We start from the raw sequence: 25,448 nt of genomic DNA, 5'->3' as shown, positions 1-25,448 counted from the left end.
CGGTAGTAGCCCTGCTTGTTTCTTGCCGAGGATGAATTTCCGCGCTTGCGCTTTTTGCCGGCTTACTTATACTGCCAGAAGATGCCGAAGTCGAAGGGCGTCCAGAGGGCGGCTTTCTGGTTGGCTACTTTCAGGGCTTCGTTGGCCCAGGTGTTGCAGGTATAGAACAGGTTGTAGGTGCGCCGGGCCTCGTAGAAGGCGTCGTACTGGCCGTAGCTGTGGCCGGCAATATGCTGCACCCGACCCTGCGCGTCGGGCTCGAAGCTGTTTCGGATGAACCCAATCAGCTTTTCATATTGCGCGGGCGTGAGGTAGATGCGCACGCAGTGCGGGCCTTCCTGCGGGCGGTGATGGAAGGTGGTGTGCATGGCCGTGGTGCTCATCCAGAACATGGCGCGCACGGCAGTGCTGGGCTTAAGCTCGGCCCAGGTAGGCGTGTTTAGGTAAAAACCCTTGTCGCCCCACCCGAAGCCCACATACTGCCGGCTGCTGTCGGCGGCCGGGGTATGGGCGTAGGGCACCAGCTGGCTCCAGTCGATGTAGGGGGTGCGCACGGGCAGCACAATATCGGTATGCACGCCGTTGGAAAGCACCCAGGCTTCGATGGCGCCCGACTCGGGCTGGCTCCGCTGCCCCACCGGCACCGCCGACAGCGCCGCTGAGGTGGCCAGGTAGAGCACCACCGCGCCCACAATGCCTCCGCCGGCCCAGGCGGCGCCTTTCAGTACTTTTTTCAGCGTGTGCGGCATTTGGAACAGTCGGGCTTTACTAAAACAGATCAGCCCTCATACGCAGAGCCGCCCGAAAGTTACCGTTCTTTTCGCCGGGCCCACCGCGCCGTCAGCAGCAACAGCAGGGTGGTCAGCCAGAGCCAGCGCAGCTCGCTCAGCAGCGTAGCCACCCCGCGCCAGGAGAAAAACCCCGCCCCCACCGGTGAAACCCGCACCGGCCGCCAAGGCCAGAAAAACCGTTCCCCGCTGAACGGGGCCAGCAAAGCCACACCTAATCCGCCATTAGTGAGCATATCCAGCAGCGGGTGCGAAACTGTGGACGCTGCCAAGCAGCCTGCCAGCTCCACCCGGCTCAACGTACCGCGCAGCCGGGCCGGAGCCAGCAAAGCCAAGGCAAGCCCGGCCAAAACCGCAAACACCACCGAGTGCGTGAAGCCTCGGTGTCCCCACATGCTCGCGTAGGGAATGCCCAGCTTGAACGTCACGGCGTCGAAATCGGGCAGGATGGCGCACAGGGCCAGAAGCCACCAGAAGCCGGCTGGGCGCGGCTGGGAAGAAAGGCTGCGGCCGAGGCCAACGGCTACGGCGGCGTGGGTGAAAATGGTGGGCATAGCGGGCCGCAAGTACGGCGGTGCGGTGTACATTTGAAACCCTGTTTCCCCTGAAAAATGGCTACCGAATCGTCCGACGCCCACTACGTCATTCCGGCCGCGTACCGGCGCATGGAAAACCTGCACATCGTGTTCTGGCTCCTGAAGGACGTGAGCTGGTGCATGGTGTGGAAGCCGCTGGGCCTGGCCATGATTGTGCCTACGCTGGCCATTGCCATCATTATCTCCTGGCGCACCCGCCACCTGGTTTCGGAGCTGGCGCACAATCTGGCCATTGTGTTATGGATTTCGGCCAACTCCTACTGGATGATCAGTGAGTTTTTTCACTTCGATGAGGTGCTGGTGTGGCATTCCGTCACGGGGAAGCACCTGGCGCTGGTGCCTTTCGGGGCCGGGCTGGCGGTGCTAGCGTATTACTATCTGGTGCAGAAGCGCCGTGAGAACCGGCCGGAGCAGGTGGCTACGCTGTAGCCGCCTGCTTCAGTAGCACCTCAATCAGCCCCACAGCCTGCGCAAACCGCTCCGGCCACGCCCCGCCTATTTCGTGGTACTGGATGCCGAAGTGCGCCAGGGTTTGCCGGTGCAAGGCGTCCACTCGCAGCCGTGCGGCCGCCGGCAAACGGGTGCCATCATCTACCAGCGGCACATCAGCTTGCAGGTACAAATACAAATCGGCCCGGTTGGTGGCATACAGCGCAGCCGGCAGCTCCAAGTAGTCTTCGCCCAGCAGCCGGGCATACGACTGCGTGATGTGCACATCGGTGTCAATCAGCAGCAGCGGGCCAGCCGTAGCCCGCGCTTCCGCAATGCGGCGGGCGTGCTCGGCCGCTACGGCCAGCAAGTCTGCCCGGCAGATTTCAGTTGAATTCGGGATAATGTCCCGGGCTGCTTCGGCTACGTACGCAGCACCAAAGTGCGCCGCCAGCTGCTGCGTGAGGGTAGATTTGCCGGTTGATTCGGTGCCCAGGATGGCCACGGTGCGCCGGTAGTAGGCCTGTACGCTACCCGGCAGACAGGCCCAGTGCGCCCGCATATCGGCCCGGATGGCGGTGGCGGAAATAGGTTCCTGGGTGCGGCCCAGGTCAAAATCAAGAAACCGGATACCCAGCCGGGCCGCTACCATTGCTCCGTACGGCTCGGAGGTAACTACCAGGTTTATATCCGGCAGCACCTGCCGAAATCGGTCGGCCCAGGCGTGCGCTACGGCTTCCGAGGAAACGGAGGTATTGGGCAACTCACTTTCCCGGTAGTCGAGCACCTGCACGTGCACCTCGGGGCAGGCGGCATAGACGTCGCGCAGCCAGCCGGCCCGCACGGCACCGGGCACCTGCTCCAGGTCGCTGGCGCACACCAGCACCGTCAGCTGGTGGCAGTGGCGGCGGGCAAAGTCGATAAGGGCCAGGTGGCCCCGGTGCAAAGGCAGAAACTTCCCGAATACCAGGGCGCGGGTCATAGCAAACGGGATTCTAGATGGCTACTGGAAATACTATGGAAAGCGGCATAGAGCTGTAATTGAACGTCATACTTCATCTGGCGGCCACCTGTAGAAGCATCTTTTCCACTCCGTTAAGCACTATTCAACGAAGCAGTAGAGATACTTCGGCAGGCTCAGCATGACTTTCTTTATTATCTATACTACAGGCGCAGCTTCACGTCCAAATACACATTCGTCGGGGCCTGCACGAAATACTTGCGGGTGCCATCGGCCTCTACGGTGCCATTGTTGAAATATTTAGCATTGGTGAGGTTGTTGCCGAAGAGCGTAAACTCCCACTGGCGCCAGGCATACTGCGCCCGGGCATTCAGCAGCACGTAGCCCGCAATGGTGGCGGAGTTGGCAAAATCCAGGTAGGAGCGGCTTTGGTAGCGGCCGGTAAGGGCCAGCTGCCAGGGGCCAATGGCGTACGCAACTTCCTGGTTCAGCAGGACGGCGGGCGTGAGAATGGGCCGAAAGGTTTCCGTTTGCTCCCGGATGCGGCTGTAGTTGAAGGCGGAGTTGTTCAGCAGAAAAACCCGGGGCGTGAGCTGGTAGCGCACCGTGGCTTCCAGGCCGCTCCGGTAGCTGCGCTCCACGTTATCGGTCAGGGCCAGCCCGTTGGGACCCAGCTTGCCGTTCAGCACTATCTCGTTGCGGAAATCCATGTAGTAGGCATTCACGCTGCCCTCCAGCCGGGGACTTTGGTAGCGCAGGCCCAGCTCGTGGTCCTGCACGTACTCGGCGCGGGTACTGTAGAGTAGAAGCTGTCCGTCTTCGTCGACCGAGAGGTTGTCGTTGCCCCCGAACATGTCGTTGCGTGTGGGCTCCCGGCCGGTGCGGCCCCAGCTGTAGTACAGCGTGGTGCGGTCGGTGAGGGCCAGGCTTAGGCCGGCTTTGGGGCTGATAAACTGCCAGGACAGCGGCGCCAACGGCACGTCGCCCGCGTAGCGAAACCGCACGGCGCGGGCCTGCACATCGGTAAAGAGCGTGAGCAGTCCGGCGCGATACTCCAGCTTGCCAAAGGCGCTGCCCTCGCGCTTATAGCCCGTATTGCGGTACAGCTCGCCCACCGTCCGCTCGCTGCCCAGGTGGCGGCGCTGGTACGTATTCAGGTTTACGCCCGCCGACCACGTTAGCCGGCTACCGCGGTGCGTGTAAGTGCTGAAAGCGCCCAGCAGCCCCGAGCGGAAATCGTAGCGGTACATTTCGTTCGTAGAGGGCAACCCCAGGAAGTTGTTCAGGTCGAAGTCGTAGCCTCCGCGCAGGCTCGAGGCATACACGCTGGTGCTGACCTCGGCGTGGGCCGTAGGGTGCCACTGGTTCTGCAGCTGCACCAGTGCCTGCCGGAACAAATCGTCTTCGGGTCCGTTGGCGTTGGCGCGGCGGTCTTCGCGCAGCACCGAGTCGGGCACAGCCAGCCAGGCCAGCTGGTTGCGCTGCTGCCCGGCCAGCACGCTCAGCTTCCAGTTGGTCTTGTCATAGAACAAGCCCCCGCTCACGTACACCGAGCGGGAGGTATTAGCCGAGCGGTCCTTGTAGCCGTCGGAGTGCACCTGCGAAGCCCGCGCGTAGCCAGCTACGCGCCCGCGCCGCCCGCTGGCCGCTTCCGCAAACAGCCGGTAGCTGCCGAAGGAGCCGTAGCCCGCCCCTAACGTAGCCCGGGCCGAGTCGAGCAGGGAAGCGGAGAATAGCTGCAGACTGCCCCCGTAGCTGGCCGCGCCGTTCTGGGTGGTACCTACGCCCCGCTGCAGCTGCAGCCCACTCAGGGAGGTAAACAGGTCAGGATAGTTGGAGAAATAAGCACCTTGGTCTTCGGGCTCATTCAGCGGTACCCCGTCCAAGGTGGTGTTGATGCGCGTCTGGTCGATACCGCGCAGGCGGAAGTAGGCGTAGCCCTGGGTGCTGCCCGCATCGGAGTAGGCCGTCACGGCGGGCGTTTCCGTCAGCAGAAACGACGGCTCCTGCCCTACGTTGCGGGCAGCCAGCGCCCGGCCGCTCAGGTTCAGAAACGTGACGGGCGTGCGGGCCGCCGCCCGGTACGTCACCGTGACTTCGGGCAGGGCCCGGGCCGTGTCCGGTGCGGCAGGGACCTGCGCCCGGCTGGCTGCGGTGGACAATAACAATACGGTCAGGAGTATGCCTGTTTTCATGCAGGAAAAGTAGAAGCACGTCTATACGGCCCGCAAAACTAGCGTAATCCGCCGTTGGCCGCCGGTTACTTCATATTCTCACCCTGCTTCCTTTACGTTGCACAGTGCGGACAAGCTTCTGCCTGCTGAACAGCTTGCAGGCTAGTGCTTCAGCCGGTACCACAATAGTTTGAGCTTTCTTTTCAGCGGGCTGTGCTTGGTCCGGCTATGGAAATCATTTTCCTGCACGAAGGAAATTGGAGCCGTATCCCGGGCCACTAGCCCTTGCTGCCGCAGGTATCTGCGCCACGCCCGCGCCCGATGCACCACCGAGGCAGATTGCGATACGCGCCAGTCGCCGAATGCGGGGCCAAAGCCCAGGTCAGTTCGAAACTCCGTTTCCAGCAGCCTGATCAGGGGCTCTAACGTGGTAGTCCGCGGCGAATAACCGCCGACAAACCCGAGCGGGGCGTCATACTTCAGAGCGGTATCTGCGCGGGCTAAGTCCAGCTTTCCGGCTGTGTACAGCGCCAGGCCCTGCTCCTGCAGCAGCTGACGCAGGCTGTCCGGGTTGTACGCTACCGCCGGGCGGGAGCTGGCCCGCACCAGGTTGAACGTACGCCGCGACTCATAGCGCCAGTGGGGCCGTAAAACCGTCCGGGCTATTTCGCGCACGTCGGCGTCTGGGGTAGTAGCCCGAACGGCGCGTATAGCCCGCCGGACCGGACCGTTTAGCTTATCCAACTTGAAAACGACATACCGACTACTCCCTACAATCCCCAAAGCGTTGTACACGCGCACCTTTTTCAGGTACAACGCCAGCAGCGTTTTATCGGTCATGATGCGGGGCCAATGGCGGGAATACAGCACATCCAGAATACGCCCTACCGATTCCTGCGCCGGCTTGTTCTGCTCATAGTCCAGCATCAGCAGCTCAAATGCCGTCACAGTTTCGGGAGTCAGCGCCTGTATGATTTGATTTTCCAGGCGGTACCGCTGCCCGAACGGCAGCGGCAGTAGTAGTTGCCGACTTTGCGCCGCCAATATGGGCGGCAGATTCAATGGCAGGCCAGTTGTCAACAGATAAGAGCGTAACGCCTGCTTGCCCGCTACAAATCTTTCCCAGAAGGTTGGCAGACTTTGGTTAGGAACAGATTCACTTCCCGCTAACCCCCGGTAGGCCCAGGGCAGCTGAATATCCTGCTCGATGAATGTAGTATACGCCCGAAAAGCAACACTGGAATCAGGGCTGGCAATCTGGTCCAAGAGCTGTTGTACGGGTGCGCGGGTGTGCACCGCCAAAGCAGGTGCCTCAAAACGAGCCAAGTGCTGGTTCCAGTGAAACTCCTGATAGTGCCGGGCCCAGAACACGGTGTAGTTACGGAGGGCTACATCGTAATAGTCGTATGCCAGCGAATAGACCGTATCAGCCCTATAGTTTTGAACCCCTACCTGCAGGCCAGTGGCCTGCTCCATAAACTTGACTATATCCTGCGTCCAGACGAAGCCTTGGTGCCGGCGCACATACATATACCGGGGCAGTTCGCGCAGCACCAATGGACTGTTGGCTTGCCAGAGCGAATCGAGTTGCGCGCTGCCGGGTTGGTGGAACAGCAGATCGGGCATGGATTTGGGCTTGAGGACTATGCTACTGACCGACGGGTTACGCAAGTGATATACGGTACCGGAATCGGTTTCCAATGCACTCAGCCCCCATTGCTGATAAAGTGGGTAGTATCGCAGCTTGGGTAATTGAGTTCTTACCAGAGTCAGATGGGTACGCGAAAAATCCGAAGCCCCACCCTTACTTTCTCCAGCCGTAAACCTGACTAAATCTCGTAAATTCCCTGCGGCCAATGTACCCAGGCTACTTTTTCGGCGGTGCCGACCAATGAGATATTGCACCTGCTTGTGGCTTCGGGTGAGCCGGACTAACCTTTCCAGCGCCGGGCGGCTGCCGGCCTGCGCCAGATGGTAAAGGCTGTCTAAGGGCCTCTGCGCTGCGGCGGGCCGAGCGGTCAACAGGACGAATAGGATAAACCACACGCAATATTTTATCATTGGACTTATCTGTTTAGCACCAGTCCTTTCCTTTTCAGCGGGCCGGCGCCGCCACTGGCTTCCTGCATTCGTTATGCTCTGCTGTTACGCCATCAGCCCAACGAATCCTCTGCCTGGCTAAACGCCCTTACACATACCAGCCAGCCCCGGGCGTCAGTACAACCGACACCATTTGGCCCACTTGCAGGCCAGCCTGCGGCGTGCGCAGCCGCACCGGCTGCCCAGCCAGCGTAAGCTGCGCTTCGTAGTAGCTGCCGTAGAACCGGACTTCCTGCACCAGCGCGGGTGTTCCTCCTTCCGCCAGCTGCAACTGCTCGGGGCGCACCAGTAGCTGGCGGCCGCGCTGGTGCGTTCGGCCGGTGAGGCGGCGGGCAGCAGCGGCTGGCAGCAGACTGTACTCCCCGAAAAGTCCCGCCACATACTCACTCACCGGCTGCCGATAAATGGTTTCGGGGGCGGCCTGCTGCACCAGCACACCTTTTTCCAGCACCAGCAGCTCGTCGGCCCAGGACAGGGTATCGTGCGGGTCGTGGGAGACGAGGATGGTGGTGAGGCCTAGCTGCGTGGTTACATCGTGCAACACGACCTGAAGCTGCTGCTTGTGGCCCCGGTCGAGGTTGGAGAAGGGCTCATCCAGCAGCAGCAGGCGCGGGCGGGCCAGCAGCAGCCGGGCCAGGGCAATGCGCTGCCGCTCCCCACCCGACACCTGATCGGTGCGGCGCAGCAGCAGGTGGTCGATGCGGCACAGCTGGTACAGAGCCTGAGCCTCCGCCGCCGGCAGCGTGCTGGCGTAGCGCAGCACCTGCTCTACCCGCAAAAACTTGGGTAGCTCGGAGTGCTGCGAGAGGTAGGCTATGCCGTCATGCCCGGGCATCAACTGCTCCTGCGGCCCCTTCACGCGGCGCTCCTCCAGCCATATTTCTCCGCCCGTAGGTTGAATCAGGCCGGCAATGCTTTGCAGCAAGGTGCTTTTGCCGGCCCCGGTTTCGCCGGCCACCGCCAGCCGCCGGCCTTCCGCCAGCGTAAAGCTGACGTCCGTCAGGGCCTGGTGGGTGACTTCGTGCAGGCTGAGGTGGGAAACGCGGAGGAAGGACACAGGGAATGCTTCTACAAGATACAACAGACAAGTAAAGGTAAATGACGAGCTGCTGCTTCCTGGTATGAGTCAGTAATTGCCAGCAAAAGCCCAAGCCACCCCATCTATTCTTCGGTTTTAGAGCCAAACTTAATCCTGGGGTTTCTGAAACTGACACTCAGCTGGAAGCCTATTTCATGATAGAACCGGCCCAGTTGTTTATAAGCAATACTCGCCGAAAACGGCCTCTTATGAATAGTAAGCGCACTGCTCCATTGCCAGTACTGCTGCCACCAAGCCAGCTTAGTCGTCAGTTCAACATCTACTACTTCACCCGGCTTTATGAAGCCGGTACCTGCTTCGATGCCCCACCTTTCCGCTAGCCTGTTTTCTAGGTGATATGAAGCGGCGCCTAAGCCTAGCGAAACCGGAACTTGGTTGTAACCGACATAAAACCCGGTAGAATTAATCGTCAGCATTCGGCGCTCGAATTGAAACTGGGGCGTTTCTACCAACGCATAGTTCAAGGCAACGCCGACGGCGGGCCAGTTGCAAGGGGCAATCAGATGGCCCACCCCAACCTCGAATTCCGCTACTTGATTGGTATGCTGGTGGTTTGTTTGGTACTCGGCTGCCAACTCAAGTGTCACATCCGAATACTGGTTGTTAAAAAGAGGGAAATTACTGTAGCTGCATTTTCCTCCCAGCGGCGTATACTTTGCCCCGCCAGAAAGACCAATTTGCAAGACGTCGAAGTTTACATGATCATCCCACATACATGCTTCTTTGAGCTGTACCTGTAGCGTGTCGCCCGCAGCTACTTTCACTTTCTGCCAAACAAATCCTATTGCGCTAATCTGCAGCGTAGCCGTGTCCTGCGCAATTTCTATGGCAAAAGCACCTTCAGCATCTGTTGGGGCTCCCGTATGTGTTCCGGTAACTATAACTGTTGCATATGTCACAGGGCTTTTCTTATAGCGTACCACGCCCCGTACGACGCCCTGAGCCATGCCCGAAAACCCACTGATAAGCAATAGAAAACTCATTAGGTAACACTTCATCATAACATTGAATGGAATACTCAGCTACCAGATGTCAGCTTTGAATAGATTCCATAAAAAACGGCCGCCTCCCCTGTTGGAGAAGCGGCCGTTCTAACTGCTAACTAAAGCAGGCTAAGTCCGGGCGAATTCAGTCTGATGCTTTACTTCATATCGACCCGCACCGACACCGTTTCGGTCGGAGCCAGTTTGGGAACCAGCGCGTGATAGGTTAGAATGGGGGCATCATTCGTCATGCCAGGGGTAAACAGTACTGATAGCTGTAGCTGCCCCGTTTCGCACTCGCGCTGGTAGCTATAAGTAATGGTGGAGCTACCACTTGTTGAGCCTTGGTTGCCAATTACCAAGTCATACTTCGTAAAGTCAATCTGCGGGCGGCACTCCCCGGTTACCTGCTGCTCGAACTCAGCCTGAGAGCGGATGATAGTGTACGTCTGTGACAAAGCAACGCTGAGTTGTCTGGGCGTATTCGTGCAGCCGTATTCCTTTTCCAGGCTGGTAACTGGAATAGGCGTGTTTGCGCACGGTTCCATGTCGCCATCACAGGGAATGCAGCTGTGCAGAGCCAGGCTGGTCAGCGCACTTAGCGTCAGGGTAAAGATGTGTTTCATATACTACAGTTGGTTGCAAATGCCTCGCTTAGGGTGAGCCCATTATGCAATAGAAAGTTGCAGCTTTTACAAACAAAAAACGGCCGCTTCCCCCAGTGGAGAAGCGGCCGTTTTAGTTATCAGCCGAAGCCGGCAGAAATTACTTCTGCGACAACTGCGCTTCGCCGGATTCTTTCAGACGAATCAGGTTCAGGGCCGAGCCGGCTTTAAACCACTCAATCTGGCCCTCGTTGTAGGTGTGGTTCACCGTGATGAGGTCCGTGTCGCCATCGGCGTGGTGCAGACGGATCTGCAGGGGCTGACCGGGCGTGAAGGAAGTCAGGCCGAGGATGTCGAAGGTATCGTCCTCCTCAATCAGGTCGTAGTCGGCCTTGTTGGCGAAGGTCAGCGCCAGCATACCCTGCTTCTTGAGGTTGGTTTCGTGGATGCGAGCAAACGACTTCACCAGCACGGCGCGCACGCCCAGGTGGCGAGGCTCCATAGCAGCATGCTCCCGAGACGAACCTTCGCCGTAGTTCTCATCCCCTACCACAATCGACCCGATGCCCTGGGCCTTGAGGTTGCGGGCTACCTGCGGCACAGTGCCGTAGGGCGTGCCCGAGGTCAGGGCATCCTTCACGGAGTTGGCTTCGCCGTTGAAGGCGTTGGTAGCCCCGATAAGCATGTTATTGGAGATGTTGTCGAGGTGGCCACGGTACTTGAGCCAAGGGCCGGCCATCGAAATGTGGTCAGTGGTGCACTTGCCCTGGGCCTTGATGAGCAGGCGCAACCCGTGCAGGTCGGTGCCTTCCCAGGGCTTGAAGGGGTCGAGCAGCTGCAGGCGGTCGGAGGTTTCTGCTACCAGCACCTGCACACCCGAGCCATCCTCGGCGGGCGCCTGGAAGCCGGCATCCTCCACGGCGAAGCCGCGCGGGGGCAGCTCAATGCCCTGAGGCTCGTCGAAGCGCACTTGCTGGCCGTCTTTGCCGGTCAGTGTGTCAGTAAGGGGGTTGAAGGTTAGGTCGCCGGCAATGGCGAAGGCCGTCACAATTTCGGGCGAGGCCACGAAAGCGTGAGTGTTCGGGTTGCCGTCGTTGCGCTTGGCAAAGTTGCGGTTGAAGCTCGTGATGATGGAGTTGCGGCGCTTGGGGTCGTCGGTGTGGCGGGCCCACTGGCCAATGCACGGACCACAGGCGTTGGCCAGCACCACGCCGCCCATCTGGGCGAAGGTGTCGAGCAGCCCGTCGCGCTCCACGGTGTAGCGCACCAGCTCCGAGCCGGGCGTCACGGTGAACTCAGCCTGCACGGTAATGCCTTTGTCCACGGCCTGCTTGGCAATCGAAGCCGAGCGGGTAATGTCCTCGTAGGAAGAGTTGGTGCAGGAGCCAATCAGGCCTACTTCCAGCTTCTCGGGCCAGCCGTGCTCTTTTACGGCGGCGGCGAACTGCGAAATCGGCCAGGCGGCGTCCGGCGTGAACGGGCCGTTCACGTAGGGCTCCAGCTCCGAGAGGTTGATTTCGATGAGTTGATCGTAGAATGCCTCGGGGTTGGCGTACACTTCGTCGTCGGCGCGCAGGTGAGCGGCTACGCCAGCGGCCAGATCGGCAATTTCGGCGCGGCCGGTGCCACGCAGGTAGTCGCCCATCTTCTCATCGTAGCTGAACACCGAAGTGGTAGCCCCGATTTCGGCGCCCATGTTGCAGATGGTGCCTTTGCCGGTGGCCGAGAGGGAGTTGGCACCTTCACCGAAGTACTCTACGATAGCGCCGGTGCCGCCTTTCACCGTCAGAATACCGGCTACTTTCAGAATCACGTCCTTGGCCGAAGTCCAGCCGCTCATCGAGCCGGTTAGCTTCACGCCGATTACTTTCGGAAACTTCAACTCCCAGGCCATGCCGGCCATTACGTCCACGGCATCGGCGCCGCCTACGCCAATGGCAATCATGCCGAGGCCGCCCGCGTTGGGCGTGTGGGAGTCCGTGCCGATCATCATACCGCCGGGGAAGGCGTAGTTTTCGAGCACTACCTGGTGAATGATGCCGGCGCCGGGCTTCCAGAAGCCGATGCCGTATTTATTGGAAACCGACGCCAGGAAGTCATACACTTCCTTGTTTTCGGAGTTGGCAATGGCCAGATCCTGGTCGGCACCTTCTTTGGCCTGAATCAGGTGGTCGCAGTGCACGGTGCTGGGCACGGCGGCCTGGGCCTTACCGGCCTGCATGAACTGCAGCAGGGCCATCTGGGCGGTGGCGTCCTGCATGGCTACCCGGTCGGGCGCGAAATCGACGTAGGAAACGCCCCGCTCATATGCCTGCGAAACAGAGCCGCCGTACAGGTGAGCGTACAGGATTTTTTCCGTCAGGGTGAGCGGACGGCCGACGGCAGCACGGGCCGCCTCAATGCGGGAACCCATGTTGGCGTACACGGCCTTGATCATTTCTAAGTCAAACGCCATAATGCGAAAGGGAAAAAGATGGAGAGAACGTGCCTATTGAGAACAGGTACGCAAATATAGGTACCGCCCGTTGCGCGGCCCAACATTTTGGGCTGGTTGTCGGGCCGACGTGCGGGCCGGGGAGCCTGTCATTGCGAGCCACGCAAAGCAATCCGTCCTGAACAATATTCCTGACGTCCTTACAGCAGAAAGCCTACAATGGTTGCTCATGCCAAAGGCTTGTCACGCTTCGGGGTTTCTACGTTGTTCAGGACGGATTGCTTTGCGTGGCTCGCAATGACAGCCCTATTGCTTCTAAACTATCACCCCTACTCCGTAGTTTAGCCCGAACAAATAACCTCTTTCATTATGCCCGTCGCCTTTTCGTTTCGCAAGGCAATTACCGGGGCCGGACTCGCGCTGGCCGCGGTAGCCTGCCAGTCCAACTCTACTACCGCCACCGAAACCACCACGCCGGGCGCCGCTGCTTCGGCGGGTACCGGGGCCGCACCCCAGCTTACGGCCGGCAAATGGCGCGGCGTACTCTCGGCCCAGGGTCAGGAAATTCCATTTTTGTTTGAAGTAAGCGAGCAGGGCGGCAAGCCCGTAGTGACGCTACGCAACGGCGAGGAACGCCTGAAGCTGGACGAAATCACCTCGGCCGGCGACTCCACTACCATTCGGATGGGCGTGTTCGATGCCGCGCTGGTGGTGCGCCAGGGCGGGGCCGACAAGCTGAAAGGTGCCTGGGTGAAGTACGACGGCAAGGAGCCGTACCGGGTGGCGTTTGCGGCGACCAAAGGTGAGCAGAAGCTGTTTTCTGTAGCCGCCGGCAGTAAACCTCTTTCCTTCGCGGGTACCTGGAAAGTGACATTCCAGGGCGACGATGGGGAAACCTACCCGGCCGTCGGCATCTTCAAGCAAACCGGTACCGACGTGACGGGCACTTTCCTGACCACGACCGGTGACTACCGTTACCTGGCCGGACAGGTAGATGGCGCTGATCTGAAGCTCAGCACGTTCGACGGCAGCCACGGCTTCCTCTTCACGGCGCATAATGGCCCCAAAGAACCCATCGACATTACCAAGGATTACGCTCCTAACACCTTGTTTGGTGAGTTCTATTCCGGCAAAAAAGGTCACGAGACCTGGACTGCTACGCTCGACCCGAACGCCACACTGCCCGATGCCAATGCCCTCACCGGCCTGAAGCCTGGCCAGAAGCGCCTCGACTTCAAGTTCCCCAACATCTACGAAGGCGGCAGCATCTCCCCCACCGACCCCAAGTATAAGGGCAAAGTGGTTGTGGTCCAGATTCTGGGTTCCTGGTGCCCCAACTGCATGGATGAAACCAACTTTCTGGCGCCCTGGTACGAGAAGAACAAGCAGCGCGGCGTCGAAATTATCGGGCTGGGCTATGAGCGCACGACTGACCAGAAAGTGGCTTCCCAGAAGCTGCTGAAGATGAAGGAGCGCATGAACATCGGTTATGACATTGCCGTGGCAGGCCAGGCCTCGGCGGCCGAAGCCAGCAAGTCCCTGCCGCAGCTGGCCAAGGTTTTGGCTTTCCCCACCACCATTTTCCTGGACAAGAAAGGCGAGGTGCGCAAGATTCACACCGGCTTCTCGGGCCCCGGCACCGGCAAGTACTACGAGCAGGAAAAAGCCGAATTCAACAAAACCATCGACCAGTTGCTGGCGGAGTAGACTCCGGTGGCCTCACCCCCAACCCCTCTCCCGCAGAGAGGGGAGCCTGACGAAACAAAGCCTCGGCTGGTAAGCCGAGGCTTTGTCGCAAAACAACACCGTTCTTAGGTAGCAGCTGCGTAGGGCAGTGCGGCTGGCTCCCCTCTCTGCGGGAGAGGGGTTGGGGGTGAGGCCACCGGAGTCTACCGGAACCGCTCCAGCAGCACGATTTCGTCGTCGTGGTAGATGGTGCGGGCAAATTCCTGGTAGCCGAACCTGCGGGCCAGGCGCAGGGAGGCTTCGTTGCCGGGGTCGATGATGCAGGTGATACGGGGCCCGGGGAAGTGGGCGTCGGCCCAGGCGTGAGCGGCCTGCACGGCCTGGGACGCATAGCCGCGGCCGTGCAGGCGCGGCGCCAGTACCCAGCCCGCCTCGGGCGTGCCCTTGAGTGAGGGCGTCAGGTCGCGCCGCACATCGAAGAAGCCGACGGTACCCGCGTAGCGGCCGGTGGCTTTTTCCTCAATGGACCAAGAGCCGTAGCCCAGCATCGACCAGTGGCCCAGCTGCGCCAGCATACGGCGCCACACGTCTTCCTCGGAATGCGGCTTGCCGCCCAGGTAGCGGTAAAAGGCGGGGTCCTGGTGCAAAGCGGCGGCTTCGGGCAGGTCGGTGGGGCGCGGCGGGCGCAACAGCAGGTCGGGGGTTTCGAGGCGGGGAATGGCGTCGGGCACGAGGCTGCCCAGGTCGAGAAGTTCCATGGTGGCAAGGTAGCAGAAAGCCTGAATTGCCTGAGCCGCAAATGGCCGAGAAAACCAGGCTATTCATCGGTGTTTCCGGGCTGATGCGCGAGAACCGGACGCCGGGGCCAGGAAGGGGGCACTGTAGTTGAATAGTGGGAAAACAGCACGCAGCGTCCTGATTCTCACTTTTCCTTCAACCGTTACCATCTCCTTCCCATGAAAAAGCAACTCTTCAGCCTCGCCCTTCTCCTGAGCCTCGGTACTTCCTTTGCCGGCTCTGCCCTAGCCGCCGACCACAAGCCCGCCAACGGCCGCGAGCAGCGCCAGGACGACCATAAAGGCAAAGGCCGCAAGCACGACGACAAAGACCGCAAAGACGGCCCCCGTGCCGAACAGAGCCGCCAACGCCGCGCCGACGAAATGGCCAAAGAACTAGGTCTGAACGCCAAGCAAAAAGCCAAAGTAGACCAGATCTTTCAGGAGCAGCAGCAGCAAATGCAGGCTCTGCGGGGCCGCTCCGGCCAGGACCGCAGCCAGCGCATGAGCGAGGCCAAACGCATCCACGAAGCCACCGACAAGAAGCTCAAGTCGGCGCTGTCGAAAAAGCAGTACGCGCAGTTGGCCGCCAAGCGCCAGGAACGGCAGCGGCAGCGGCAGCAGCGCCCGGGCAGCCAGCGCGGCTCCGAGCGGCGCCCTGACTTCGGCAACCGCAGCTAAGCCCAACCGAACTTTCAGCCTACCGCCAAACCGCCTCAGCTCCACCAGCTGGGGCGGTTTTGTGTTGATAGTTGAGGCGGGCGTAAAGTATTTCGCGTACCAGTCCGATTACCCAAGCAGTCAGCTTACCATTTTCTCTTCTGCTGTATGCCCAAACCCCGACGCTTTGTTGGCCGCCTGCTGGGCGGTTTAGTTGTCGCCCTGCTCGTGGTGGGCGTGGCGTTTGCCAACCTGAGTCCGGAGTTTGGGGGCAAGCCTACCAAAGCCCAGCGCGCCGCCTACGCCCAATCGGGCCACTACAAGGATGGTGAGTTCCAGAACCTGGTGCCTACCACGCTCATGACCGGGGGCAGCACATTTTCCTCGCTATGGAAATTCCTGTTCACCAAAACGCCCAACGAGCGGCCCGCCGCGCCCCTGCCCACCCGGCCGCTCAAGCCGGCCAGCATTCAGCAGAAAACCGCTGAAACCCTGCGCGTGACGTGGTTTGGCCACTCGGCCAGCCTGGTGGAAATAGCAGGCAAAAACATCCTGTTCGACCCCATGCTGAGCGTGAAGATGGGCCCCGTGAGCTGGCTCACGCCCAAGCGCTACAACCCCCAGCTGGCCATTACCGCCGAGGAGTTGCCTGCCATTGACGCCGTGCTGATTTCGCACGACCATTACGACCACCTCGACTACCAGACCATCCTTCGTTTAAAGGAAAAGACGGCGCACTTCTTCGTACCGCTGGGCGTGGGGGCGCATTTGCTGGCCTGGGGCGTGACGCCCGCCAAAATTCACGAAATGGACTGGGGCGACTCGCTGCAGCTGCCCGGCCTCACGGTGGTGAGTACGCCCACGCGCCACTTTTCGGGCCGGGGCCTTACCAACCGCAATTCCACCTCCTGGAGCTCCTGGGTGCTAAAATCGGCCACCAAGCGCGTGTTCTACAGCGGCGACGGGGGCTATGGCCCGCACTTCGCCGCCATCGGCCGACAGCATGGGCCGTTCGACCTCGCCCTCATGGAATGCGGGCAGTACAACGCCGACTGGGCCCAAATCCATATGATGCCCGAGCAAAGCGTGCAGGCGGCCCTTGATGTGCAGGCGCGCCTGATGCTTCCCGTTCACTGGGGCGCCTTCACCGAGGCCCGTCACGCCTGGAATGAGCCCGTGCGCCGGGCTACGGCCGAGGCTGCCCGCCGCCAGCTGCCCATCACCACGCCCCAGCTGGGTCAGCCCGTAACGCTGGGCAGCGGGGCGCTGCCGCAGGAAATGTGGTGGCAATAGAACGTTAAGCCGGAGCCAGCAGGCGAACCAGCTTGCCGTACAGCTCCGCCGCCTCAAAGGGCTTGGAGATGCCGTCATTCATGCCGGCAGCCAGGTATTCGTCGGTATCATTCTGGAAAGCATTGGCCGTCAGCGCCAGAATGGGCAGGCGGGCCTTTTCTGGGTCGAGCAGGGCCCGGATGGCGGCCGTTACTTCCAGCCCGCTCAGGCCCGGTAGCTGAATGTCCATCAGCACGGCGTCGTAGCTGTTTTGCTGCACGCAGGCCAGCCCGGCCAGGCCGTCTTCGGCCTCATCCAGCTCCACGCCCCAGTCTTCCAGCAGCATGCGGGCCACCAGACGGTTGATGTCGTTGTCCTCCACCATCAGCAGGCGCTTGCCGCGCAGGGCGCCGGTGTCGTAATCAGTTTTAGATGTAAGTACCGGGGGAGTCTCAGCGGCCGTGGCGCGGGGCAGGGTAAGGCGGAAGGAGAACGTGCTGCCCTCGCCCAGCCCGCTCTCGACGGAAAGCTTGCCGCCCATACGCTCCACCAGCGCCCGGCTGATGCTCAGTCCCAGCCCGGTGCCACCAAAAATACGGGTGGTGTCGGCGTAGGCCTGGGCGAAATCCTCGAAAATTCGTTCCTGTTTGTTGGGTGCAATGCCCACGCCGGTATCACGCACCCGAAACTCAATGGTGAGCGTATCAGCTGTTTCCTCCACCAGGTAGGTACCTGCATGGATGCTGCCGCCGGCCGGGGTGAACTTGATGGCGTTGCTAAGCAGGTTCAGCATCACCTGGTTGATGCGGTGCGCATCACCTATTACCTGCGGGTGCGGGCAGGTTTCGCGCAGCCGGTCGCCGGTTACGTGCAGTCCTTTCTCCAACGCCTGCAGCATCAGCGGCTGGGCAGCCTGAAACAGCGACTCACACAGGTCGAAAGGCTCTTCTACCAGCTCAATCTTGCCGGAGGTGATTTTGGCCATGTCCAGCACGTCGTTGATGACGCCCAGCAAATGCCGGCCCGAGGAGCGGATAATATCCAACAGCTCCTGCTGGCGGGTATTGAGGGGAGTTTTGGCTAACTGCGCGGCAATACCCAACACCCCGTTCATGGGCGTACGAATCTCGTGGCTCATGTTGGCCAGAAAGTTTTCCCGGGCTTTGGCAGCGGTGGTGGCTGTCTCAACTGCCTGCTTCAGGGCGGTAATGTCGGCACTCACGCCCAGCACGTGGGTCTGCCCTCCATCCCAGGTCAGCGGCTGCTTGATGGTGTGCAGGCACCGCTCGGTGCCATCGGGCAGTGTTATATAGTCTTCTACCACTAGCTGGCGGCCCGTAGCCAAGACTTCGGCATCGGTGGCCTTGTGCTGGGCCTGTTGCCGGGCCTGCCGGGCGGCTACCTCGGGCGTAGGCGGGGTTTGAGCCATTAGGTCAGCCATGGCACGGGTGGCGGAGTTCTCAAACACGTACCGGCCATCGGCGTCGCGCACGTACACCATCACGGGCACGGCATCGAGCACCTGCTGGGTGAAAGCCTGCTGGGCCAGCTGCTGCTGCTGGGCGGCGACCCGGGCCGTTTCTTCCGTCAGGTACATATTCACGTACTGCGCTTCCGGAAACGGCACGATGTGCACGGCAAACTGACGGTTGCCTATGCATAGCTGGTGCTGCGACTCCCGAGCACTAGCCAGGGCATCCATAGCCCAACCGTATACTTCCTCCCGCCCGGCTTGCAGATCTTCGGGCGACAAGGAAGCGGCCAGCCGCTCGGCCGCGGCATTAGCAAACAGCCGCTGCCGGTTGGGACCCAGACGGTAAACGGGGTTTGGATTCTGCGCCGGAATGCGCGCCAGGGTCACTTGCTCGGCCAGCGCGGCCCGTAGTTTCTTGATTTCAGCGTGGGCCTCGACCAGTGAAGTCGGCAACGGTTCGTTGTCGGAAGGGGGTGTGTTCATACAGAGGCAAACGAGAATCGGGTCTTAGCCGAAGGACAAGATGAGGTCCGCAGGCCTAGCCTTCGGCTTCAACACACCACAGCCCGTTGGTGCCGCTTCGCGACGGCGTAAACTTACGCAAAAGCCCCGCGACAGGATTTACCTGAGCCGATGAAATCGAAGTATAACTCCTGCCTGCGGCCGCAGCGTAACCAAGGGCACGGGTAACACTTGTTGCGTGGAAACCAACTCGGCACCGAACTGCCGCAGCGTTTCGAGCAGCACCACCTGAATTTCGGTGAGGGCAAAGTGGTTGCCGATGCACAGGCGCGGTCCGCCCCCAAAGGGCAGGTAACCGTAGGCCGGTACGGGTGGCTGGGCATCGGGCGCAAACCGCTCGGGCCGGAAGGCGTCGGGCTTGGGCCACAACCCCGGGTGGCGGTGCAGGCCGTAGAGGTAGATAGAGAACAGCGTGCCCTTCGGAATGGGCTGCCCCCGAAACTCATCGGCCTCCAGGGCTACGCGGTCCAGAATCCACGCAGGCGGGTACAGGCGCATGGTTTCCTGAATTACCTGCATGGAGTACGGCAGCTGCATCAGCTCCTCGAAGGTAGGCGGGCGCTGAGTTAGGTCGGCAGCGGCCATTTCATTCCGCACCTTCTCGGCAGCTTCCGGGTGGGCGGCCAGCAGATAAAACAGCCAGCTGAGGGCATTGGCGGAGGTTTCGTGGCCGGCCAGCAGCAAAATATTGGCTTCATCCAGCAGCTGATCCTCCGTCATGGGTTCCCCGGTATCCTCGTAGCGCACGTCAAGCAGCATCTGCAGCAGGTCATCGTGGGAGAGGCCAGGGCCGGCCGCACGGCGCTGCCGGATGAAGCCGCGCACCAGCTCGCGCAGCTCCCGGCTGAAGGCGTCGTGCAGGCGGTAGCTGCCCGAGGCCCACCACCAGGGCTGCAGGTAGGGCTGCCGGATGGTGCGCACGTAGAAGGCCTGAATGCGGGTGAGAATATCGGAAAGCCGCTCCCGCTGCGCCTCGCTCATGCTGGTGCCGAAGGTGGCCTGTGCAATAATGCGGAACGCCACGCGCGTCATGGCTTCGTGGATATCCACCTCGGCCGGGCCCTGGGCGGTGCGCGTGCGCAATTCCTGGGTCCATTCTTCGGCGGCGGTCTGCATCAGGCGGGTGAGGCCGGCCAAGCGCTGGCGGTGGAATCCGGGCTGAATCAGGCGGCGCTGCCGGAGCCAGTCGGCCCCCTCGTTGGTGAGCAGGCCGCGCCCCAGGTAGCGGATAAGGCCGTGGGTGAGGTCGGACTTGAGGTAGCGGCGGTGGTTTTTCTGCAGGATGTGCTGGGCCAGGGCCGGGTCGCGGGTGACGATGGTGGGGCGAATGCCGCCCAGATAAACCCCCACCGTGTTGCCGCGGAGCCGGTGCATATCGTTGAGGTTGCCAATGGGGTTGCGCGCCATAGCCAATGACGAGAGCAGGGTGCGCCAGCGCGGCACCCACGGAAAGGCGCCCGCCGGGGATTCAGCGGCGGGCGAAATCGGGAAATCAGACATGCGGAAAATACCAGCGGATTCTGGCAGGAATATACGCAGGAACCCGCCGCCACACGTCGTTTTTGGGCGCGGACCGGGCCGCCGGCACAACCCCAGCCGGCCTTCTGCGCGTACAGGCGGTAGGGCTAACGCCCCACAACCTTTCACTTCCCCAACCAAACTCCCGGTTCCCTATGTGGATTCAGCAAAAAAGTACCCCCGCCCCGCTCGATGAGCTGCAGGGCCGCACCGTTGGCCTCAAGTTCGAATGTAATTCCTGCCAGACCGAAGTCTTCACCGACCTCATCGGCGTACCTGCCGCCGACCACCTGGCTAACTCCACCGAAGACGACGGCCAGTACGAAACCGAGGAAATCAAATGCCCCGGCTGCGACATGACCCACGAAATCACCGTAAAAAGCACCTTTGAGGGCGTCCACTTCGACGTATCGGATGTGAAGCCCGAGAGCGTAGCCTACCAGGTGAAAGCCTAAACCACGGATTCGCGCGGATTTTTCGGATTTCGCGGATTTTGTAGTCGGCGCGGTTCCAATTGGAGCAGAAAACAAAAGGGCTTGCCTTCCAGCAAGCCCTTTTTAATCGTCTACAAAATCCGCGAAATCCGAAAAATCCGCGCAAATCCGTGGTTCACTTCTCCCGCTCTATCGTGTAGTTGATCAACTGCTCCAGGGAAGTGCGGGAGGAGGAAGCCGGGAAGGTGCGAAGGATGTCTAAGGCTTCGTCGCGGTAGCGCTCCATGGTGCGGATGGCGTAGTCGAGCCCGCCGGACTGCTTCACGAAGTCGATAACCTGCTGCACCCGGTCCTTGCGGCCCTCGTTGTTTTTCACGTTGAAGATGACGCGGCGCTTGGTGAGCCAGTCGGCCTGCTGCAGGGCGTAGATCAGGGGCAGCGTCATCTTTTTCTCCTTGATGTCGATGCCCACGGGCTTGCCGATTTCGGCCGTGCCGAAGTCGAACAGGTCGTCTTTGATCTGGAACGCCATGCCCACTTTTTCGCCAAAAAGCCGGGCCCGCTCCACCGTTTCCAGATTGGCCCCGGCGGAGGAAGCCCCCACAGCGCAGCAGGACGCAATGAGCGAGGCCGTTTTCTGGCGGATGATGTCGAAGTACACGTCCTCCGTGATGTCGAGGCGGCGGGCTTTTTCAATCTGCAGCAGTTCGCCCTCACTGAGCTCCTTCACGGCGTTGCTCACGATTTTGAGCAGGGCGTAATCGTCGTTTTCCAGGCTCAAAAGCAGGCCTTTGCTCAGCAGGTAGTCGCCCACGAGCACGGCAATCTTGTTTTTCCAGAGGGCGTTGATGGAGAAAAAGCCCCGGCGGTAATTGCTTTCATCTACCACGTCGTCGTGCACGAGGGTGGCCGTATGCAGCAGCTCGATGAGGGCGGCCCCGCGAAACGTGGCTTCCGGCAGCGGCCCTTCCGGCTCCGTGCCGCTGATTTTGGCCGTGAAGAACACGAACATGGGCCGGATCTGCTTGCCCTTGCGCTTCACGATGTAGCCCATGATCTTATCGAGCAGCAGCTGCTTGGTTTGCATGGACGCGCGGAATTTCTTTTCGAATTCCTCCATCTCGGCGGCAATAGGCGCCTGTATCTGGTCCAGCGTAACGGTCATGCAGGTATTTTGGGCGCTGCAATGATACGGGGAAAAGGTGAGATGGTGAGATGGTGAGATGGTGAAATGAGGAGTGTGACTTTTCTCCCTGCACGGCTGGCGCAACAAAAGATTACTGAGCCGGCCCCTGTTATCCGAAGCCGGACGAGAGCCTGAATTGCGGAACCACCAGAACATTAAAATCACCATCTCACTCTCTCATCGTCTCACCTCTTATCTTCGTCGCTATGCCTGCACTGCCCGTTCGCCTCGATTTTCTGCTCTCCAGCCCGCACCATGCGCGCCCCTTCGCGGCCGATGCCCGCTACGTGCCCAACGGCCAGGCTAAACCGTTGGTAGTGTTTGTGCACGGGTTCAAGGGGTTCAAGGATTGGGGCCACTTCAACCAGCTGGCCGACTGGTTTGCCTTGCAGGGCTTCGTGTTCGTGAAGCTGAACCTTTCCCACAACGGGCTGGTAGTGGGCGGCACCGGCGACCTGGAGGACCTCGAAGCCTTCGGCCAGAACAACTTCTCGCTGGAGCTGGGTGACATCGGCGCCCTGCTCGACCAGCTACCGGCGCTTCTTCCCGCTGCCGAGGCCGATTGCGCCCGTCTGGCCCTCATCGGCCACAGCCGGGGCGGCGGGCTGGTGCTGCTGAAAGCCGCTGAGGACCCGCGCGTGCAGGCTGTGGTTACGTGGGCGGCCATCAACAACGTGAATCCCGGCTGGCCCGAGCCGCTCCTGCAGCAATGGCAGCAACAGGGCGTATTTCACGTGGAGAATTCGCGCACCGGCCAGCAGCTGCCCCTGTATTTCCAGATTGTGGAAGACTACCACCGTAACCGCCTGCGCCTGGATATTCGCCACAACGTGCGCCGCAAGCTGCAGGGCCGCCCCCTGCTGGTGGTACACGGTGAGCAGGACGAAACCGTGCCGGTGAAGCGCGCCTACGAGCTGCGGGAGTGGTACCCGGCTGCCGAGCTGGCCATCCTGCCGGGCGTCACGCACAACTTCGGCGGCGCCCACCCGTGGCAGTCAGATGAGCTACCCGCCCAGGCTCGCCAAACCGCCGAAACCACCGCAGCCTTCCTGCGCCGCGTGCTGTAAAGAGAAGGCGTTTCGACCACACAGTATTCCGCTCCACCAAACGTCATTCCGAGCATGTGGCGCATCAAGCCAGGGACCGAGGAATGACAGACGTCCCTTTTTTCTCACCCAGACTCCTATGCCCCTTGCCTACCTCCTGCTTGGCTCCAACCTCGGCGACCGGGCTGCTACGCTGAGCCAGGCCCGGCAGCAGCTGGGCGAAACGGCGGGTACCCTCGTGGCCGCTTCGGGCGTATACGAAACGGCGCCCTGGGGCCTGACGGAGCAGCCCGCTTTCCTCAACCAGGCCGTGGCGTTGCGCACTGCTCTCTCCCCTACCGAGCTGCTGGCCGCCTGCCTGGCCGCCGAGCAGCGCGCGGGCCGCACCCGCCACGTGCGCTGGGACGCCCGCACGCTGGACGTGGACATTCTGTTCTTTGATGACGTAGTGCTGGACACGCCCGCGCTCCAGCTACCCCACCCGCGCCTGCCGGAACGCCGCTTTGCCCTGGTACCCCTCTGCGAAATTGCCGCCACCATGCGCCATCCGTTGCTGCATTGTACCATAGCTGACCTCCTGGCAGCTTGCGCGGATACGCTGCCGGTAGAGCGGGTGAGTTAACTTCGTTTCCCTTATTACAAAACTCTATTAACACGTTAACCCAATGCTTATCACAGAAATACACGTGTATGACGCCCTGGAGAAGACCACCACGACGCTGGCTGTGGAACAGCTGGCGGATACAAGGTTCAGAGCACTAGAAAATGATATGTTCGATGCACGACTGACCTTCGGAATGGAATTCGAAACGACTATCAACGAAAGCGGCGCGCACGAGGTCCTGCGCATTACCAAAGCTTCGGAGTACACCACGTGGCGCTTCTGCCTAAGCCCGCGCTACAAGGAATCGGAGTACCGGCTGTTGGGCGATGAGGTGATGCGGCAGGGAGGTTTCTGGCAAGTCGATTTAGGTATCTTCGCCATTGTAAACCTACCCCCGCACAGCCCCTTTGATCTGCCCGAAATATTCAGGCTGTTCGGCCTGGAGCCGCCGGAGCTGGTGGCGTAGCTCGGCCACCGGTTGACCGCCCTACATTTACCAGGCCGCTCCGCCCGGGCAATTTCTGTCTTCAGTAAAAAGTGCCTTAAGCCTCTGCCCGCAGCCACGCGGCTGCGGCCTGAGCATCGTTGAAGACGCGGTAGCGCAGGGCGCCTTCGCGGGCATCCTGCATCAGCGAAGTCATACCCAGGCGGGCAAATACATCGTTGGGCAAGAGCACGGCGGCCAGCATTTCGCGCTGCACGGCATGGCTGACCTGCAGCCACTGCTCCCGGATCCAGGTGCGCTCCTCGTCTGTGAAGGGCGTCAGCAGGCGTTGGTTGGCCAGCATCTTGTTCCAGCCCCGCAGCTTCAGCAGGTTCTCCAGGTGCGTTAGAAAAGCCCGGTACTCACTCATCACCCGGTCGCCCGCGTTGTAATCTATCACCACGTAGCCGTCCGGGTGTTCGTAGAGGCGGCCAATGGGATTTTCATAGTAGAGAGCAAGTCCGGTAAGCTGAAGCATGGCAGTAGCACGGCAAAAAAGGCAGACAAAACGCCGGCAATAATACGCACCAGCCTGAATTGAGGCTGAAACAGGCTCGTCTGGCTAGCCGGCTGCCAAGTGCTTTACAACCTTCGCGGTGGCTTATGGGTTTCAGAGTCGGTACTCTACCGGGCGCTCTTCCTTTCATCCGTGCTTTTGCTTTTTCTATGGCTTCTTCCTCTTCCGCTGATTCACCGCTTATCGTGCTGGCTGGCGCCACCGGCTCCCTGGGGCTGCTGATTGCGCATCATCTGCGCCAGCGCGGCGCGGCCGTGCGGGCCTTGGTACGCCCCGCGGCCAGCACTACGGCGGAAACTGAATCGTTGCGGCGGCAGGGCGTGGAGGTGGCTGTAGTAGAGTACGCCAACGCGGCGGCACTCCGACAGGCCTGCACCGGCGCCGTGTGCGTGGTGTCGGCGCTATCGGGGCTGCGGCCGGTGATAGTGGACGCGCAGACGCAGCTGCTGGAAGCGGCCGTGGCGGCCGGGGTACCGCGCTTTATTCCCTCGGATTTTTCGGCCGACTTCACTCGGTTGCCCGAGGGTTCCAACCGCAACTTCGACCTGCGCCGGGAGTTCCAGCGCCGGCTCGACCAGGCGCCTATTCAGGCCACGTCCATCCTCAACGGCATGTTTATGGACCTGCTCACCGGTCAGGCGCCATTGGTTCAGCCCGCCATCCGCCGGATCGTGTACTGGGGCGACGCCGACCAGCCACTGGACTTCACCACGATGGTGAACACGGCTGAATTTACGGCGGCCGCCGCCCTCGATGCCACCACGCCCCGCTACCTGCGCGTGGCCGGCCAGGTAGCCAGCATCCGCGGGCTGCAGGCCGAGGTCCAGGCTGCCACGGGCCAGGAGTTCAGGCTGCTGCGCGTAGGCGGGCTGGGGATTTTGGGCGGCCTTATTACCGTAACCCGCACGCTGCTGCCGGCCAAAGACGAAGTGTTTCCGCCCTGGCAAGGCATGCAGTACCTGCACAACATGCTCAGCGGCCAGGCCAAACTGCCGGAGCCGCTCGACAATGCCCGCTACCCCGATATCCGCTACACGCAGGTGCGGGACGTGCTGGCGGGGCAAAGCTGACGGAAGTAGCCTCTCTTAATTTCTGGCGAA

23 protein-coding genes are annotated in these 25,448 nt (G+C 61.0%); 9 read left to right on the top strand and 14 right to left on the bottom strand.

Features of this window, described 5'->3' with window-relative positions; all coding sequences use genetic code 11:
- Positions 1-62 precede the first annotated feature (62 nt).
- Both I5L79_RS20890 and I5L79_RS20885 read right to left on the bottom strand, forming a co-directional pair.
- A complete protein-coding gene (locus I5L79_RS20890; protein WP_196957030.1) occupies positions 63-749 on the bottom strand; it encodes a TIGR02117 family protein in 687 nt (228 codons plus the stop codon).
- A 59-nt stretch (positions 750-808) separates the two neighbouring features.
- A complete protein-coding gene (locus tag I5L79_RS20885; RefSeq protein WP_196957029.1) occupies positions 809-1,342 on the bottom strand; it encodes a metal-dependent hydrolase in 534 nt (177 codons plus the stop codon).
- A 57-nt stretch (positions 1,343-1,399) separates the two neighbouring features.
- On the opposite strand from I5L79_RS20885, the gene I5L79_RS20880 reads away from it, so the two are divergent.
- On the top strand, positions 1,400-1,813 hold the full coding sequence (locus tag I5L79_RS20880) for a hypothetical protein (protein ID WP_196957028.1): 414 nt from the start codon (positions 1,400-1,402) through the stop codon (positions 1,811-1,813).
- Here the strand turns inward: I5L79_RS20880 and I5L79_RS20875 are convergent.
- The 7 genes from I5L79_RS20875 to I5L79_RS20845 all read right to left on the bottom strand — a co-directional run bounded on the left by I5L79_RS20875 (position 1,803) and on the right by I5L79_RS20845 (position 12,190).
- Positions 1,803-2,795: an AAA family ATPase gene (locus tag I5L79_RS20875; protein WP_196957027.1), complete on the bottom strand. Its 993-nt coding sequence runs from the start codon at positions 2,793-2,795 to the stop codon at positions 1,803-1,805. The genes I5L79_RS20880 and I5L79_RS20875 overlap by 11 nt on opposite strands.
- Before the next feature lie 182 nt (positions 2,796-2,977).
- Positions 2,978-4,969, bottom strand: coding sequence for a TonB-dependent receptor (locus tag I5L79_RS20870; protein ID WP_196957026.1), 1,992 nt, complete (start codon positions 4,967-4,969; stop codon positions 2,978-2,980).
- Positions 4,970-5,110: 141 nt separating this feature from the next.
- The gene (locus I5L79_RS20865) at positions 5,111-6,970 is read right to left on the bottom strand and encodes a hypothetical protein (RefSeq protein WP_196957025.1); all 1,860 of its coding nucleotides are present in this window, start codon (positions 6,968-6,970) and stop codon (positions 5,111-5,113) included.
- Positions 6,971-7,136: 166 nt separating this feature from the next.
- Positions 7,137-8,105, bottom strand: a complete 969-nt coding sequence (locus I5L79_RS20860) for an ABC transporter ATP-binding protein (RefSeq protein ID WP_196957024.1) — start codon at positions 8,103-8,105, stop codon at positions 7,137-7,139.
- A gap of 104 nt (positions 8,106-8,209) precedes the next feature.
- On the bottom strand, positions 8,210-9,130 hold the full coding sequence (locus I5L79_RS20855) for a carboxypeptidase-like regulatory domain-containing protein (RefSeq protein WP_196957023.1): 921 nt from the start codon (positions 9,128-9,130) through the stop codon (positions 8,210-8,212).
- A 158-nt stretch (positions 9,131-9,288) separates the two neighbouring features.
- Positions 9,289-9,756, bottom strand: coding sequence for a hypothetical protein (locus tag I5L79_RS20850; protein WP_196957022.1), 468 nt, complete (start codon positions 9,754-9,756; stop codon positions 9,289-9,291).
- A 139-nt stretch (positions 9,757-9,895) separates the two neighbouring features.
- Positions 9,896-12,190 carry an aconitate hydratase gene (locus tag I5L79_RS20845; RefSeq protein WP_196957021.1) on the bottom strand — a complete coding sequence of 765 codons (2,295 nt, stop codon included), beginning with the start codon at positions 12,188-12,190 and terminating at the stop codon, positions 9,896-9,898.
- 348 nt (positions 12,191-12,538) lie between these two features.
- On the opposite strand from I5L79_RS20845, the gene I5L79_RS20840 reads away from it, so the two are divergent.
- Positions 12,539-13,876 carry a TlpA disulfide reductase family protein gene (locus I5L79_RS20840; protein WP_196957020.1) on the top strand — a complete coding sequence of 446 codons (1,338 nt, stop codon included), beginning with the start codon at positions 12,539-12,541 and terminating at the stop codon, positions 13,874-13,876.
- 182 nt (positions 13,877-14,058) lie between these two features.
- Here I5L79_RS20840 and I5L79_RS20835 read toward each other — a convergent pair whose 3' ends face one another.
- Entirely contained in the window at positions 14,059-14,613 is a 555-nt protein-coding gene (locus I5L79_RS20835) for a GNAT family N-acetyltransferase (protein ID WP_196957019.1), read from the bottom strand.
- A gap of 198 nt (positions 14,614-14,811) precedes the next feature.
- On the opposite strand from I5L79_RS20835, the gene I5L79_RS20830 reads away from it, so the two are divergent.
- Both I5L79_RS20830 and I5L79_RS20825 read left to right on the top strand, forming a co-directional pair.
- Complete coding sequence (locus tag I5L79_RS20830; protein WP_196957018.1) at positions 14,812-15,312, top strand: hypothetical protein; 501 nt, start codon at positions 14,812-14,814, stop codon at positions 15,310-15,312.
- Between the two features lie 147 nt (positions 15,313-15,459).
- Complete coding sequence (locus I5L79_RS20825) at positions 15,460-16,584, top strand: MBL fold metallo-hydrolase (protein ID WP_196957017.1); 1,125 nt, start codon at positions 15,460-15,462, stop codon at positions 16,582-16,584.
- 4 nt (positions 16,585-16,588) lie between these two features.
- Here I5L79_RS20825 and I5L79_RS20820 read toward each other — a convergent pair whose 3' ends face one another.
- Positions 16,589-18,520, bottom strand: coding sequence for a PAS domain-containing hybrid sensor histidine kinase/response regulator (locus I5L79_RS20820; protein ID WP_196957016.1), 1,932 nt, complete (start codon positions 18,518-18,520; stop codon positions 16,589-16,591).
- A gap of 138 nt (positions 18,521-18,658) precedes the next feature.
- Positions 18,659-20,059, bottom strand: coding sequence for a cytochrome P450 (locus I5L79_RS20815; protein WP_196957015.1), 1,401 nt, complete (start codon positions 20,057-20,059; stop codon positions 18,659-18,661).
- 173 nt (positions 20,060-20,232) lie between these two features.
- Here I5L79_RS20815 and I5L79_RS20810 point away from each other — a divergent pair, with 173 nt between their 5' ends.
- Positions 20,233-20,532 carry a hypothetical protein gene (locus tag I5L79_RS20810; protein ID WP_196957014.1) on the top strand — a complete coding sequence of 100 codons (300 nt, stop codon included), beginning with the start codon at positions 20,233-20,235 and terminating at the stop codon, positions 20,530-20,532.
- Positions 20,533-20,686: 154 nt separating this feature from the next.
- Here I5L79_RS20810 and I5L79_RS20805 read toward each other — a convergent pair whose 3' ends face one another.
- Positions 20,687-21,676 (bottom strand): polyprenyl synthetase family protein, encoded by a 990-nt coding sequence (locus I5L79_RS20805; protein ID WP_196957013.1) that lies wholly within the window; start codon positions 21,674-21,676, stop codon positions 20,687-20,689.
- A 227-nt stretch (positions 21,677-21,903) separates the two neighbouring features.
- On the opposite strand from I5L79_RS20805, the gene I5L79_RS20800 reads away from it, so the two are divergent.
- The 3 genes from I5L79_RS20800 to I5L79_RS20790 all read left to right on the top strand — a co-directional run bounded on the left by I5L79_RS20800 (position 21,904) and on the right by I5L79_RS20790 (position 23,813).
- Positions 21,904-22,764, top strand: coding sequence for an alpha/beta hydrolase family protein (locus I5L79_RS20800; RefSeq protein ID WP_196957012.1), 861 nt, complete (start codon positions 21,904-21,906; stop codon positions 22,762-22,764).
- 118 nt (positions 22,765-22,882) lie between these two features.
- Positions 22,883-23,365 carry a 2-amino-4-hydroxy-6-hydroxymethyldihydropteridine diphosphokinase gene (gene folK / locus I5L79_RS20795; protein ID WP_196957011.1) on the top strand — a complete coding sequence of 161 codons (483 nt, stop codon included), beginning with the start codon at positions 22,883-22,885 and terminating at the stop codon, positions 23,363-23,365.
- Between the two features lie 43 nt (positions 23,366-23,408).
- Positions 23,409-23,813 (top strand): hypothetical protein, encoded by a 405-nt coding sequence (locus I5L79_RS20790; protein WP_196957010.1) that lies wholly within the window; start codon positions 23,409-23,411, stop codon positions 23,811-23,813.
- Positions 23,814-23,889: 76 nt separating this feature from the next.
- Here I5L79_RS20790 and I5L79_RS20785 read toward each other — a convergent pair whose 3' ends face one another.
- On the bottom strand, positions 23,890-24,309 hold the full coding sequence (locus I5L79_RS20785) for a hypothetical protein (protein ID WP_196957009.1): 420 nt from the start codon (positions 24,307-24,309) through the stop codon (positions 23,890-23,892).
- Between the two features lie 188 nt (positions 24,310-24,497).
- Between I5L79_RS20785 and I5L79_RS20780 the strand changes: the two genes are divergently transcribed.
- A complete protein-coding gene (locus I5L79_RS20780; RefSeq protein ID WP_196957008.1) occupies positions 24,498-25,418 on the top strand; it encodes an NmrA family NAD(P)-binding protein in 921 nt (306 codons plus the stop codon).
- Positions 25,419-25,448 lie beyond the last annotated feature (30 nt).

The organism is Hymenobacter guriensis (assembly GCF_015773195.1).
Taxonomy (GTDB): Bacteria; Bacteroidota; Bacteroidia; order Cytophagales; family Hymenobacteraceae; genus Hymenobacter; species Hymenobacter guriensis.
This window is presented reverse-complemented; position numbering and strand designations above follow the sequence as displayed.